Annotated in this window: 12 protein-coding genes; all 12 read left to right on the plus strand. The window is 69.6% G+C overall.

What is annotated here, in order from left to right; all coding sequences use genetic code 11:
* The first annotated feature begins 4 nt into the window (after positions 1 to 4).
* The 12 genes from leuD to CDN99_RS24830 all read left to right on the plus strand — a co-directional run bounded on the left by leuD (position 5) and on the right by CDN99_RS24830 (position 14,108).
* Positions 5 to 655, plus strand: a complete 651-nt coding sequence (gene leuD / locus CDN99_RS24775; RefSeq protein ID WP_088387856.1) for a 3-isopropylmalate dehydratase small subunit — start codon at positions 5 to 7, stop codon at positions 653 to 655.
* Between the two features lie 23 nt (positions 656 to 678).
* On the plus strand, positions 679 to 1,806 hold the full coding sequence (leuB, locus tag CDN99_RS24780) for a 3-isopropylmalate dehydrogenase (protein WP_088387858.1): 1,128 nt from the start codon (positions 679 to 681) through the stop codon (positions 1,804 to 1,806).
* A 125-nt stretch (positions 1,807 to 1,931) separates the two neighbouring features.
* A complete protein-coding gene (asd, locus tag CDN99_RS24785) occupies positions 1,932 to 3,062 on the plus strand; it encodes an aspartate-semialdehyde dehydrogenase (RefSeq protein WP_088387860.1) in 1,131 nt (376 codons plus the stop codon).
* Between the two features lie 327 nt (positions 3,063 to 3,389).
* Entirely contained in the window at positions 3,390 to 6,125 is a 2,736-nt protein-coding gene (locus CDN99_RS24790; RefSeq protein WP_238139695.1) for a FimV/HubP family polar landmark protein, read from the plus strand.
* 150 nt (positions 6,126 to 6,275) lie between these two features.
* Complete coding sequence (gene truA, locus CDN99_RS24795) at positions 6,276 to 7,058, plus strand: tRNA pseudouridine(38-40) synthase TruA (protein WP_088387864.1); 783 nt, start codon at positions 6,276 to 6,278, stop codon at positions 7,056 to 7,058.
* A 40-nt stretch (positions 7,059 to 7,098) separates the two neighbouring features.
* A complete protein-coding gene (locus CDN99_RS24800; RefSeq protein ID WP_088387866.1) occupies positions 7,099 to 7,734 on the plus strand; it encodes a phosphoribosylanthranilate isomerase in 636 nt (211 codons plus the stop codon).
* 82 nt (positions 7,735 to 7,816) lie between these two features.
* Positions 7,817 to 9,130, plus strand: coding sequence for a tryptophan synthase subunit beta (trpB, locus tag CDN99_RS24805; protein WP_088387868.1), 1,314 nt, complete (start codon positions 7,817 to 7,819; stop codon positions 9,128 to 9,130).
* Positions 9,127 to 9,924: a tryptophan synthase subunit alpha gene (trpA, locus tag CDN99_RS24810; protein ID WP_088387870.1), complete on the plus strand. Its 798-nt coding sequence runs from the start codon at positions 9,127 to 9,129 to the stop codon at positions 9,922 to 9,924. The genes trpB and trpA overlap by 4 nt, the downstream gene beginning before the upstream one ends.
* Positions 9,925 to 9,975: 51 nt before the next feature.
* Positions 9,976 to 10,848 (plus strand): acetyl-CoA carboxylase, carboxyltransferase subunit beta, encoded by an 873-nt coding sequence (gene accD, locus CDN99_RS24815; RefSeq protein ID WP_088387872.1) that lies wholly within the window; start codon positions 9,976 to 9,978, stop codon positions 10,846 to 10,848.
* Positions 10,849 to 10,942: 94 nt separating this feature from the next.
* Positions 10,943 to 12,364, plus strand: a complete 1,422-nt coding sequence (folC, locus tag CDN99_RS24820) for a bifunctional tetrahydrofolate synthase/dihydrofolate synthase (protein WP_088387874.1) — start codon at positions 10,943 to 10,945, stop codon at positions 12,362 to 12,364.
* Between the two features lie 180 nt (positions 12,365 to 12,544).
* Positions 12,545 to 13,507 carry an SPOR domain-containing protein gene (locus CDN99_RS24825; RefSeq protein ID WP_141100977.1) on the plus strand — a complete coding sequence of 321 codons (963 nt, stop codon included), beginning with the start codon at positions 12,545 to 12,547 and terminating at the stop codon, positions 13,505 to 13,507.
* 112 nt (positions 13,508 to 13,619) lie between these two features.
* Positions 13,620 to 14,108 (plus strand): CvpA family protein, encoded by a 489-nt coding sequence (locus tag CDN99_RS24830; RefSeq protein WP_088387876.1) that lies wholly within the window; start codon positions 13,620 to 13,622, stop codon positions 14,106 to 14,108.
* Positions 14,109 to 14,117 lie beyond the last annotated feature (9 nt).

Here is a 14,117-nt window from a genome sequence, read left to right on the forward strand (position 1 = left end):
AGACATGGACAAGTTCACCGTGCACAAGGGCCTCGTGGCCCCGATGGATCGCGAGAACGTCGACACCGACGCGATCATCCCCAAGCAATTCCTCAAGTCGATCAAGCGCAGCGGCTTCGGCCCGAATCTCTTCGACGAGTGGCGCTACCTGGACCACGGCGAGCCGGGCCAGGATCCGGCCAGCCGCAAGCCCAACCCGGACTTCGTGCTCAACCAGCCGCGTTACCAGGGCGCCTCGGTGCTGATCGCGCGCGGCAACTTCGGGTGCGGCTCCAGCCGCGAGCACGCGCCCTGGGCGCTGCAGCAATACGGCTTCCGCGCGCTGATCGCGCCGAGCTTCGCCGACATCTTCTTCAACAACACCTTCAAGAACGGCGTGCTGCCCATCGTGTTGCCCGAGCACCAGGTGGCACGGCTGTTCGACGAGGTCTTCGCCTTCCCGGGCTATCAGCTGACGGTCGACCTGGAGCGCCAGGTGGTGGTCAAGCCGGACGGCGAGGAACTGCCCTTCGACGTCCAGCCGTTCCGCAAGTTCTGCCTGCTCAACGGCTTCGACGACATCGGCCTGACGCTGCGCCACGCCGAGAAGATCAAGGCCTTCGAGGCCGAACGCATCGCCACCAAGCCGTGGCTGAACAACCGAATTTCGCGCTGACCGCGGCGCGCTGAAGGAAGCTCATGAAGATCGCAGTCCTGCCGGGCGACGGCATCGGCACCGAAATCGTCGCGGAGGCCGTCAAGGTCCTGCAAGTCCTGGACCTGTCGCTGGAGATGGAATCCGCGCCGGTCGGCGGCGCGGCCTACGAGGCCGCCGGCCACCCGTTGCCCGAGGCGACGCTGAAGCTGGCGCAGGACGCTGACGCGGTGCTGTTCGGCGCCGTCGGCGATTGGAAATACGACAAGCTGGAACGCGCGCTGCGTCCCGAGCAGGCCATCCTGGGCCTGCGCAAGGCGCTGGGGCTGTTCGCCAACCTGCGCCCGGCGATCTGCTACGAGCAGTTGACGCACGCGTCCAGCCTGAAGCCGGAGCTGGTCGCGGGCCTGGACATCCTGATCATCCGCGAGCTGACCGGCGACATCTACTTCGGCCAGCCCCGCGGCCGCCGCACCGCCGTCGACGGCCACTTCCCCGGCGCCGAGGAAGCCTTCGACACGATGCGCTACTCGCGCCCCGAGATCGAACGCATCGCCCACGTCGCCTTCCAGGCCGCCCGCAAGCGCGGCAGGAAGGTCACCAGCGTCGACAAGGCCAACGTGCTGGAGACCTTCCAGTTCTGGAAGGACGTCGTGACCGAGGTGCACGCCCAGTACCCGGACGTCAAGCTCGACCACATGTACGTCGACAACGCCGCGATGCAGCTGGTGAAGGCGCCCAAGAAGTTCGACGTGGTCGTCACCGGCAACATGTTCGGCGACATCCTGTCGGACGAAGCGGCGATGCTGACGGGCTCCATCGGCATGTTGCCCAGTGCCTCGTTGGACAAGAACAACAAAGGTCTGTACGAACCGAGCCATGGCAGCGCGCCGGATATCGCAGGAAAGGGGATTGCCAATCCGCTGGCTACAATCCTGTCCGCTGCCATGATGCTCAAGTTCTCCCTCAACCAGCCCGAAGCCGCCGCTCGTATCGAGTCGGCGGTTCAAGCGGTGCTGGCCCAGGGTCTGCGTACCGCGGACATCTGGAGCGAGGGCACCCAGAAGGTGAGCACCCGCGAGATGGGTGATGCCGTCGTCGCCGCCATTGCGTCCAGCAAGGGCATGCCGTCGACCGTCACCACCACCACGACCAAAACCATCAAGAGCTAGTCCGCTCCGGTTCGTCTCGCCCCACCTCACAAACCCGGCGAAGCGAGCCGGGCAGGCTCCCAGGGTTGGTGACGGTGTTTGGGCGATGCCCGGCCAGCAGTGCCGGGCCAATTCAAGGAACGCAAATGACGACATTGGTTGGTTTGGTGGGCTGGCGCGGCATGGTCGGCTCGGTGCTGATGGACCGCATGGCCCAGGAGCGCGATTTCGATCTGATCGAGCCGCTGTTCTTCAGCACCTCGAACGCTGGCGGCAAGGCCCCGTCCTTCGCGAAGAACGAGACCGCGCTGCAGGACGCCTTCGACATCGAGCAGCTCAAGCGCTGCGACATCGTCATCACCTGCCAGGGCGGCGATTACACGAACGAGGTCTACCCCAAGCTCCGCGCCGCGGGCTGGAACGGCCACTGGATCGATGCCGCGTCCTCGCTGCGCATGGCCGACAACGCCGTGATCGTGCTGGACCCGGTCAACATGCCGGTCATCAAGAACGCCCTGGCCAAGGGCGGCAAGGACTGGATCGGCGGCAACTGCACCGTCAGCTGCATGCTGATGGGCGTGGGCGCGCTGTACAAGGCCGGCCTGGTCGAGTGGATGTCCACGCAGACCTACCAGGCCGCGTCCGGCGGCGGCGCGCAGCACATGCGCGAGCTGCTGACGCAGTACGGCTCGCTCAACGCCGAGGTGAAGTCGCTGCTGGACGATCCCCGGAGCGCCATCCTCGAGATCGACCGCAAGATCATCGCCAGGCAGCGCGGCTTCGCGCCCGAGGAAGTCGCCAACTTCGGCGTGCCGCTGGGCGGCTCGCTGATCCCGTGGATCGACAAGGACCTGGGCAACGGCATGTCGAAGGAAGAGTGGAAGGGCATGGCCGAGACCAACAAGATCCTCGGCCAGGGCGACGGCTTCGGCACCGCCGCGATCCCGGTGGACGGCTTCTGCGTCCGCATCGGCGCGATGCGCTGCCACTCCCAGGCGCTGACCTTCAAGCTGAAGAAGGACGTGCCCGTAACCGACATCGAGGCCATGATCGCCGCGGACAACGAATGGGCCAAAGTCGTGCCCAACACCCGTGAAGCCACGATCAAGGACCTGACGCCGGTCGCCGTCACCGGCACGCTGACCATCCCGGTCGGCCGCGTGCGCAAGCTCGCCATGGGGCCGGAGTACGTGGGCGCGTTCACCGTCGGCGACCAGCTCCTGTGGGGCGCGGCCGAGCCGCTGCGCCGCATGCTGAGGATCCTGCTGGATCGCTGATCCGCGGCCTGGCCTTCTCCCGCGACGGCGGACCTTCGGGTCCGCCGTTTTGTTTTTGACTACTTGTTCAGGGTATTGACGAAATCCCGGGGTCTTCGTCACTCGTTGCCTCCATGCGACAAGCTCGTAACTGCCTGTGAATCAAGGCTAGCTCATAGATGTTATTCAGGAGCTACCTCAGCAACAGAGCGTATATGCTTGCCACCGTTGTGATTTTCTGCCGCAGGCAGGGGCGGATCAGCCTCAAATGGGAAGGTTGCACAACAACAATAGGTCATGACAGGCGGACCCCGAACGCGGGGCCGCTTTGTTGCTTTGGGGGACGCCTTGAAAAAACATGCAAGCGCATATGCGCGATTTGCGCTGAGCCAGGTGGCGGCGGTCACCGCGTTGGGTCTGGCGGCGGGCTCCGCTTGGGGGTTGGGACTGGGCAAGCTGACCGTGCAGTCGGCGCTGGGCGAGACCCTGCGCGCCGAGATCGACGTCAGCAGCCTCACCACCGAGGAAGCGTCCTCGCTGAAGCTGCGCGTGGCGCCGCCCGAGTCCTACCGCAGTTCCGGCCTGGACTACAACGCCGTGCTCGCCAGCGCGCAAGTGCAGCTGGCCCGTCGCGCCGACGGCCGTCCCTACCTGCGTCTGACCAGCGATCGTGCCGTCCAGGAGCCGTTCGTCGACGTGATCCTGGAACTGAACTGGGCCAGCGGCCGCCTGACCCGCGAGTTCACGCTGCTGTTCGATCCGCCCAGCAACACGAACGTTGCCCGCGCGCCTGAGCCGACCACCTCGCCGGTGATCTCCGCCCCGGCGCCGGCCCCGGCGGCCCCCGCCGCGCCGGTGGCGCGCACGCAGCCGCCCGTGGCGTCCGCGCCGGTGCCAGCGCCTGCACCCGCGCCGGTCGCGCAGGCGCCGGCCCAGCCGCCCGCTCCGGCGGTGACGGCCCGCCCGCGTCCGACACCCGCGCCCGCGCCCGCCCCGGCGGCGACGCCGGCCACCGCCGCTTCCGAATACACCGTCAAGCCCGGCGACACGCTGTCGCGCATTGCCGCGCGCAGCCAGTCGCCCGGCGTGTCGCTGGACCAGATGCTGGTCGGGCTGTACCGCAGCAATCCGGACGCGTTCATCAACGAGAACATGAACCGGCTGAAGTCCGGCGCCGTGTTGTCGGTGCCGGGCAGCGACTCGGTCCAGAGCATCACGCCGCAAGAGGCGCGCCGCGTCATCCAGGCACAGAGCAGCGATTTCGGCGGTTACCGCCAGCGCCTGGCCGAGGCCGCGCCGACGCTCAAGCCCAAGGAAAACGAGCGCCAGGCCAAGGGCCAGGTGCAGGCCGCGGTGGAAGACCGCAAGCCGTCCGCCTCCCCGACGCCCGACAAGCTCACCCTGAGCAAGCCCACCACCACCGCCGCCGAGACCAAGGTCTCGAAGGAGACGGAGAAGAAGGACTCGGCCGCCCGCGTCGCGGAGCTGACCCGCAACGTCGAGGAGCTCAAGAAGCTCTCCGCCGCCGCGAAGCCGTCGGCGCCGGTCGCCGCCGCCCCAGCCCCCGCGCCGGCACCGACGCCCGCGCCGACGCCGACGCCGACGCCGGTGGTGCCGCCTCCGGTGACGGTCGCCGCGAACGTGCCGGCCGCGTCCACCACGGCAGCGTCCGCCGCCGCCGTGGCCGAGACCCCGGCCTCGCGTCCGGCCGCCGCGTCCGCGCCCAAGGTCGTTCCAGCGCAGCCCGAGGTGGAGGAGCCCAGCTTCCTCGACTCGTTGTCCGACTACCTGCCGGCGCTGGGCGCCGCGCTGCTCGTGATCGTCGGCGGCGTCGGCTACAACCGCTGGCGCGCTCGCCGCGACGCCGCGTCGCGCTCGGAGACCGCCTTCGCGGAAAGCCGCCTGGCGCCGGACTCGTTCTTCGGCCACAGCGGCGGTCAGCGCGTCGACACGCGCGACGCCTCCACCACCGGCCAGTCGTCGATGAGCTACTCGCTGAGCCAGCTCGACGCGATCGGCGACGTGGATCCGGTCGCCGAGGCCGATGTCTACCTGGCCTACGGCCGCGACCTGCAGGCCGAGGAAATCCTGAAGGAAGCGCTGCGCGCCAACCCCGAGCGTCTGGCGATCCGCCTGAAGCTGCTGGAGGTCTACGGCAAGCGCCGCGACATCAAGGGCTTCGAGCAACTGGCCGTCCAGTTGTACGCCGAGACCAAGGGGCAGGGCGAGGACTGGTCCAAGGTCCAGGAACTCGGCCGTCAGGTCGATCCGGAGAATCCGTTGTATCAACCGGGCGGCGCGCCGGTGATGTTCGAAAGCGATGACGAGCGCCCCGAGCCGATGAATGCCAGCACGCTGCCCGCGGCCGGCATGGCGCATCCGGGCGGCGGGGCGATCGCCCGCGCGGCGGCGGCGGCCGCCGCCGTGGCCGCGCCACGCGACAGTGGCCCGTCCAGCCTGATGGATCTGGACCTCGACCTGGACCTGGGCGGCACGCCGCCGCCGCCGTCCTCGGCGATGGCCGCGACGCAGGCGCTGCCGACCTCGGCCGCGCAGGCGCCGATGAACATGGACCTGGACCTGAGCGCGCCCCCGGCCGCTTCGGCGACGTCGGCCAGCGCGCATGAGCTGGAATTCGACCTGGGCGACCTGGATGACCTCGGCGGTGGCAAGCCGGCCGCGTCCGGTGCCGCGCAGGCGCCCGAGTCGCTGGACTTCGACCTGTCGAGCATCGACCTCGACCTGCCCGCCGCCGCGCCGGCCAGCCGTGACGAGCGCACGCTGGGCAGGGTGGATGACATCGAGGACATCGACGCCGTCGACCTGCCGGACCTGGACATGGTGCCGGCCGCCAAGGCCCCGGTGACCGTCGCCGACACGATGAGCCTGGACGACCTCGGCGTCGGCCTGGACAGCATCGACCCGAACGACGACGAGGCGCTGCAGCGTCAACTGGAGCTGGCCGAGGAATTCCGCCAGATCGGCGACACCGAAGGCGCCCGCGACGTGCTGCAGGAGCTGGTCGGCAAGGCCGCCGGCCCGCTGCGCGACCGCGCTCAGCAGATGCTGGACCAGCTTCGCTAAACTGCGGGCGGTTCACGACAAGGCGCTCGGCCTGGCCGGGCGCCTTTTCTTTTGGGCGTCGCCGTCGGGGCGTCCGCGTTCCCGCATGCCTCGCGGGCCGCGCATGACGCGCGCGGCCGGGCATGCCCCTTTTAACTTCCGGAGAGATGCATGCGCGTGGCGCTGGGCGTGAGTTACCGCGGCGAGGCCTACAACGGCTGGCAGAGCCAGCCTGGCGGCCGCACCGTGCAGGACGCGCTGGAGGCCGCCCTCGCGCAATTCGTCGCGCAGCCGATCCGCACCCTCTGCGCCGGCCGCACCGACACCGGCGTCCACGGCCTGAACCAAGTCGTGCACTTCGACGCGCCGGTCGAGCGCGAGCCGTTCTCCTGGGTGCGTGGCGTCAACCGCTACCTGCCGCGCGACATCGCCGTCCAGTGGGCCGCCTTTCCCGGTGACGACTTCCACGCCCGCAACTGGGCGCGCGGCCGGCGCTACTGGTACCTGCTGCTGGAGTCGAACGTGCGTCCGTCGATCCAGGCCGGCGGCGTGGGCTGGACCTTCCGGCCGCTGGACGGCGACGCGATGCGCGACGCGGCGGCGCGCCTGGTGGGCGAGCACGACTTCAGCTCGTTCCGCTCCTCGGAGTGCCAGGCGGCGTCGCCGGTGAAGATCCTGCGCCGGGTCGAGATCCATCGGCGCGGGCCGTACTGGCGGTTCGAGTTCGACGGCGTCGCCTTCCTGCACCACATGATCCGCAACATCATGGGGTGCCTGATCGCCGTGGGCACCGGGCAGAAGCCGCCGTCGTGGATGGACGAGGTGCTCGCGGCGCGCTCGCGCGACGCGGCGGCGCCCACCTTCCCGCCGGATGGGCTGTACTTCGTCGGCCCGACCTACGACGATCACCTGAACCTGCCGCGCCATACTGCGGCGATGGACTGGCTGCCCTGAGCGCCTTCCCCCTCGAGATCCCTTCACCGCTGACCCCGACATGACCCGGACGCGAATCAAGATCTGCGGGCTGACCCGCGAAGCCGACGTCGACGCCGCCGTCCAGGCCGGCGCCGACGCGATCGGCCTGGTGTTCTACGAGAAAAGCCCGCGCGCCGTCACCGTCGCGCGCGCCGCCGAGCTGGCGCGGCGCCTGCCGCCGTTCGTGACGCCGGTGGGGCTGTTCGTCAATGCGACGCCGGCCGCGATCAAGGCGGCGCTGAACGCGATTCCCAACCTGACGCTGCAGTTCCACGGCGACGAGACGCCCGAGGACTGCGATGGCTGGGCGCGCCCTTATCTGCGCGCGGCTCGCATGGCGCCGGGTTTCGATTTGCTAGACTTCACGCTTCGTTTCCCAAACGCCCAGGCCGTGCTGGTCGACGCTTTCGTCGACGGCTACGGAGGAGGCGGAAAGGTGTTTGATTGGTCACTGCTGCCTCCAAGCGTTCCCTCTCCGGTCGTTTTGTCTGGTGGGTTGAGTGCAGCCAACGTGATCGATGGCGTGCTGAAGGTGCGGCCCTGGGCCGTTGACGTCAGCTCCGGCGTCGAGGCCGCCAAGGGCCTCAAGGACGCCGACAAGATTCGCCAGTTCTGCGATGCCGTGCGCGAGGCCGACCGCCTGAAGTCGGCCTGAGTTCCCGCGCCAGTCCCCGCTCCAGCCCCGGCCGGGCGAGCGGGCCGGGCGCCCCGGCATCCTCCGACACCGAGGATTTCCCATGTCTTCCAAGACCCCGATTCCATCCGCCGCCGGCCCGCTCCCGGGCTACGCGCAGCCGGATGCCCTGGGCCGTTTCGGCCCCGTCTCCACGCCCGCCGCGGGCGGCTACTACGGCGGTCGCTTCGTTGCCGAGACGCTGATCCACGCGCTCGACGAGCTGAACGAGGCCTACGCCCGCTACAGCCAGGACCCGGACTTCATCCGCGAGTTCCAGTACGAGCTGGCCCACTTCGTCGGCCGCCCGAGCCCGATCTATCACGCCAGGCGGCTGAGCGACGAGCTCGGCGGCGCGCAGATCTTCCTCAAGCGCGAGGACCTGAACCACACCGGCGCGCACAAGGTCAACAACACCATCGGCCAGGCGCTGCTCGCGCGCCGCATGGGCAAGAAGCGCGTCATCGCCGAGACCGGCGCCGGCCAGCACGGCGTCGCTACCGCGACGATCTGCGCCCGCTACGGCATGGAGTGCGTGGTGTACATGGGCTCCGAGGACGTGAAGCGCCAGTCGCCCAACGTCTACCGGATGAACCTGCTGGGCGCCCGGGTGGTGCCGGTGGAGTCCGGCTCCAAGACGCTCAAGGACGCGCTCAACGAGGCGATGCGCGACTGGGTCACCCACGTCGAATCGACCTTCTACATCATCGGCACCGTCGCCGGTCCGCATCCGTACCCGATGATGGTGCGGGACTTCCAGCGCATCATCGGCGACGAGTGCCTGGTCCAGATGCCCGAGATGACCGGCCGCCAGCCCGATGCCGTCATCGCCTGCGTGGGCGGCGGCAGCAACGCGATCGGCATCTTCTATCCCTACATCCCGCATGCGGGCGTGCGCCTGATCGGCGTCGAGGCCGCGGGGCAGGGCGTGGACACGCCCCGGCACGCCGCCACGCTGAGCGCCGGGTCGCCGGGCGTGCTGCACGGCAACCGCACCTACCTGCTGCAGGACGACGCGGGGCAGATCATCGAGACCCACTCGATCTCCGCCGGCCTGGACTACCCGGGCGTCGGTCCCGAGCATGCCTACCTGAAGGACATCGGCCGCGCCGAGTACGTCGGCGCCACCGACACCGAGGCGCTCGCCGCCTTCCACCGCCTGTGCCGCACCGAGGGCATCATCCCGGCGCTGGAGTCCAGCCATGCGCTCGCGCATGCGATGAAGATCGCGCCGACGATGCGCCCCGACCAGCACCTGCTGGTGAACCTGTCCGGCCGCGGCGACAAGGACATCGGCACCGTCGCCGACCTGTCGGGCGCCGAGTATTTCGATCGGCCCTCGATGGCCGGCCATGCCGTCAAGGGAGGTGCGCGATGAGCCGCATCCAGTCCACCTTCGCTCGCCTCGCCGCCGAGGGCCGCAAGGCGCTGATCCCTTACGTCACCGCGGGCGATCCGTATGCCGACGTCACCGTCGAGCTGATGCTCGCGATGGCCGGGGCGGGCGCCGACGTGATCGAGCTGGGCGTGCCGTTCTCCGATCCGATGGCCGATGGCCCCGTCATCCAGAAGGCCAGCGAGCGCGCGCTGGCCAAGGGCATCACGCTGACGCACGTGCTGGACATCGTGCGCGACTTCCGCCGCCAGGACGATGTCACGCCGGTCGTGCTGATGGGGTACGCCAACCCGATCGAACGCTTCGGCCCCGACCGCTTCGTCGCCGAGGCCAGGGTGGCCGGTGTCGACGGCGTGCTGGTCGTCGACTACCCACCGGAGGAGTGCGAGACCTTCGCCGCCGCGCTGAAGGCGCAGGGGCTGGATCCGATCTTCCTGCTGGCGCCGACCTCCACTGACGCGCGCGTCGCCCGCATCGGCGCGCTGGCCAGCGGCTACGTCTATTACGTCTCGCTCAAGGGCGTGACCGGCGCCGGCCACCTCGACACGGCGGCGGTCGCCGACGCGATGCCGCGTCTGCGCGCGCATGTGAAGGTGCCGCTGGGGGTCGGTTTTGGCATCCGCGACGGGGCCACCGCCGCGGCGGTGGCGAGGTGTTCGGACGCGGTCGTGATCGGTTCCGCCCTCGTTCAGCTGATCGAGTCGCAGACAAGGGATAATGTCGCGATCCAGGCGGCGGCCTTCATCCGAGACATCCGCGCCGCGCTGGACGCCTGAGCAGGGCCTTTGTCCCGCTTGGCCGTTCCGCGATAAACATAGGAGCCCGCCATGAGTTGGCTTGAGAAACTTCTTCCGCCCAAGATCCAGCAGACCGATCCCGACCAGCGCCGCACGGTGCCGGAAGGCCTCTGGATCAAATGCCCGTCCTGCGAGACGGTGCTGTACAAGACCGACCTCGAGCAGAACGTCAACGTCTGCCCGAAGTGCGGTCACCATCACCGCATCGGCGCCCGCGCCCGCCTGGACGCGTTCCTGGACGGCGAGGGCCGTTACGAGGTCGGCCAGGAAGTGCTGCCCGTCGATGCGCTGAAGTTCAAGGACAGCAAGAAGTACCCCGATCGCCTCAAGGAAGCGCTGGAATCCACCGGCGAGACCGACGCGCTGATCGTGATGGGCGGCGCGGTGATGAGCATGCCGGTCGTGGTGGCGTGTTTCGAGTTCGACTTCATGGGCGGCTCGATGGGCTCCGTGGTCGGCGAGCGTTTCGTGCGCGGCGTGGAAACCGCGATCGAGCAGAAGACGCCGTTCATCTGCTACACCGCCACCGGCGGCGCGCGCATGCAGGAAGGTCTGCTGTCGCTGATGCAGATGGCCAAGACCAACGCGGCGCTGACGCGTCTGGCCAAGGCGAAGCTGCCCTACGTCAGCGTGCTGACCGACCCGACGATGGGCGGCGTGTCGGCGAGCTTCGCGTTCGTCGGCGACATCGTCATCGCCGAGCCCAAGGCGCTGATCGGCTTCGCCGGCCCGCGCGTGATCGAGAACACCGTGCGCGAGAAGCTGCCCCCGGGCTTCCAGCGCGCCGAGTTCCTGATGGAAAAGGGCGCGATCGACATGATCGTGGACCGCCGCAAGCTGCGCGAGGTCATCGCCCGCAACCTGGCCATCCTGCAGCGCCAGAGCAGCGACGCGGTCGCCTGACCGGCGCGGCGCCCCGGCGCCGTCCGACACTCAGCCACGGCCAGACCCGCCCCGGTCTGGCCGTCTTCATTTGAGCTTGAGGTTCCGAATTCCAATGTCTTCGTCCCTTCCTCCGTCCACACCGTCGTCGTCCGCGCCGCCGGCATCGCCCGATCTGGCCATCCCCGTCCTGGCGCCCGGCGCCGATCCGCAGCAGGTGCTGGAGGCCTGGCTGGCGCGCTGCGAGCGCCTCCATCCCAAGGAGATCGACATGACGCTGACCCGCGTCGCGGCGGTCCGCGACGCGCTCGGCCTGGGTTTCGGGGCGGACACGCCGGTGGTGATGGTCGCCGGCACGAACGGCAAGGGCTCCACCTGCGCGATGCTGGAGAGCATCGCGCTGCAGGCCGGCTATCGCGTCGGCCTGTACATCAAGCCGCACCTGGTCCACTTCCAGGAGCGCTGCCGGGTCGCCGGCCGGCCGGTCGACGCGGCCTCGCTGATCCCGCACTTCGAGGCGGTGGAGAAGGCGCGCGGCGACGTGACGCTGACCTACTTCGAGTTCACCACGCTGGCCATCCTGCACCGGCTGGCCTCGGAGCCGCTGGACCTGGTGATCCTGGAGGTCGGCCTGGGCGGGCGGCTCGACGCGGTGAACGTGATCGACGCGGATTGCAGCGTCATCACCAGCATCGACCTGGACCACACCGAGTACCTCGGCCCCGACCGCGAATCGGTCGGACGCGAAAAGGCCCACATCATGCGGCCGGGCAAGCCGGCGATCGTGTCCGATCCGATGCCGCCGGAAACCATCGCCGCGCATGCCGCCGCGATCGGCGCGGACCTGCGCCAGCTCGGCCGCGACTTCAGCTACGGCGGCGACCGCCAGCAGTGGCAATGGGTCGGGCGCGCGCGCCGCTACAGCGGCATGTCGTATCCGGCGCTGCGCGGCGTGAACCAGTTGCTGAACGCCTCGGGCGTGCTGGCGGTGTTCGAGGCGCTCTACGAGCGTCTGCCGGTCAGCGCGCAGGCGGTGCGTGCCGGCCTGGCGCTGGTGGAGCTGCCGGGGCGGTTCCAGGTCGTCCCGGGCTCGCCGATGCTGGTGCTGGACGTGGCGCACAACCCGCACGCGGTCGCCGCGCTGGCGCAGAACCTCGACCAGATGGGCTTCTATCCGCGCACCCGCGCGGTGTTCGGCGCGATGGCCGACAAGGACCTCGCCAACATCCTGGCCCGCATCGCGCCGTTGATCGACCACTGGCACTTCTGCGACCTGCCGATCGCGCGTGCGGCGACCGCCCAGGCGCTGTCCCAGCGCTTCGACGAGGCCCGCGCCGCCGGACAGCTGCGGACGCCGGCCGTCGTCGGGGCGAGCCTGCATCCGGACCCCGCCTCGGCGCTCGCGGCGGCCGCCGCCGAGGCGGACCCCGCTGATAGAATTTTGGTCTTCGGATCGTTCTTCACCGTGGGCGGCGTGCTCAAGAACGGCACCCCGAGGTTGGGCGCCGGCGTCCAGCCCGAGGCTGACGTGTCTTGAGCCCGATGCAACGCTGCATTCGAATCCGTCGCAGTTGAAGTCGGCGGCCCTGACCGTAGCTACGGCAAGGGCCGCTTTCCGCTCCGGGACGCGGCGTTCCGAGGCATCCCGCGAATCACGTGCACCACGCGAGCGTCATGCGAACGGCGTGACGCGGCGGCAACCAGGTCATCCGACTCCATGGGTTTTCTGTCTTTCCTGAAGCGCGGTGAAGCAAGCGACGCCGGTGACCGGGCCAACGATCGCGGAGGCGACCGGGGGCGCGACGGCGGGCGTGGTCGCGGCCGCGGCGGCGCCGAGGCGGTCGACGATGTGCAGCAACTGCGCATCCGGGCGCGTCGCCGCCTGATCGGCGCGGCGGTGCTGGTGGGGGTCGGCGTGATCGTCTTCCCGCTGCTGTTCGAGACCCAGCCCCGTCCGATCCCGGTGGACCTGCCGATCGACATTCCCCGCAAGGACGGCGCCGCACCGCTGAACATCCCCGCGCCGGCGGCCCGCTCCGGCCAACCCGCCACCGAGGGCGACCGGGGCCGCGGCATCATCACCGAGAGCGCCGAGCAGGCCGCGGCCGACCGCGCCGTGCCGCCGCCCGACGCACCGCGCGACCCGGTGGTCGACCAGGTCGCCCAGGCCATGCCACCCACGCGCATGGAGACCAAGCCCGACGAACGCGCGACGATGGCCGAGCCGGCCCGTCCGCGCGTCGATGCCAGGCCGGAACACAAGCCCGAGCCGAAGCCCGAATCCAAGCCCGAGCGCAAGCCGGATCCCAAGCCGGAGAGCAAGCCGGACGTCAAGCCTGAGCGCAAGCCCGATCCCAAGCCGGACACCCGCTCCGCCGATGCCGCCCGCGCGCAGGCGCTGCTGGAAGGCCGGGCCTCGCCGGAGAAGAAGCCCGACACGGCCGCGAGCGCCGGACGCTTCATCGTGCAGGTCGGTGCCTACGCCGACGGCAAGGCGGCGCAGGACGTGCGCATGAAGGTCGAGCGGCTCGGCCTGAAGACCTACACGCAGGCGGTCGAGACCGCCGACGGCAAGCGCATCCGTGTCCGGGTGGGCCCGTTCAATTCCCGCGACGAGGCGGACAAGGCCGCGGCCAAGGTGCGTGGCGGCGGCCTGACCTCGGCCGTGCTGACGCTCTGAGCGCGCCCGGACCGGCGCGGCGCAACGGCGGCATGGATCGCACCAGGGACGGCTCGATGAATGGCTCGGTGAATGGCGGGATGAACGGCACCATGAAGGGCGATGCCCTCCGATGACCTGGGTCGACCTGGCCCTGCTGGGCATGTTCGGCATCTCGGTGCTGCTGGGCGCGTGGCGCGGGCTGGTGTTCGAGGTCATGACGATCGCGGGCTGGATCGTGGCCTACATCGCGTCGCCCTACGTCGCCCCGTGGATCGAACGTTTCCTGCCGCCCGACAAGATGGGCCCGATGCTGCTGCACGCGCTGGGGCTGGTGCTGGGGTTCATGCTGGTGCTGCTGGTGTGGGGCATCGGCGCGAAGTTGATCCGGGCGCTGATCCATGCGACGCCGCTGGGCGTGCTGGACCGGCTCGGCGGCGCGGCCTTCGGCGTGCTGCGCGGCGTGTTGCTGGGGCTGCTGACGGCGGTGATCGTGGGCATGACGCCGGCGGTGCATTCGCAGCCGTGGACGGACTCCCGACTGGCGCCGTGGCTGCGGGAAGCCCTGACGCAGGTGAGGCCGCTGTTGCCGGTGGCCCTGCACGACTACATTCCGGCCTGAACGTCACGA

The sequence above is a fragment of the Roseateles aquatilis genome (assembly GCF_002205645.1).
GTDB classification, from domain to species: Bacteria; Pseudomonadota; Gammaproteobacteria; order Burkholderiales; family Burkholderiaceae_C; genus Roseateles; species Roseateles aquatilis.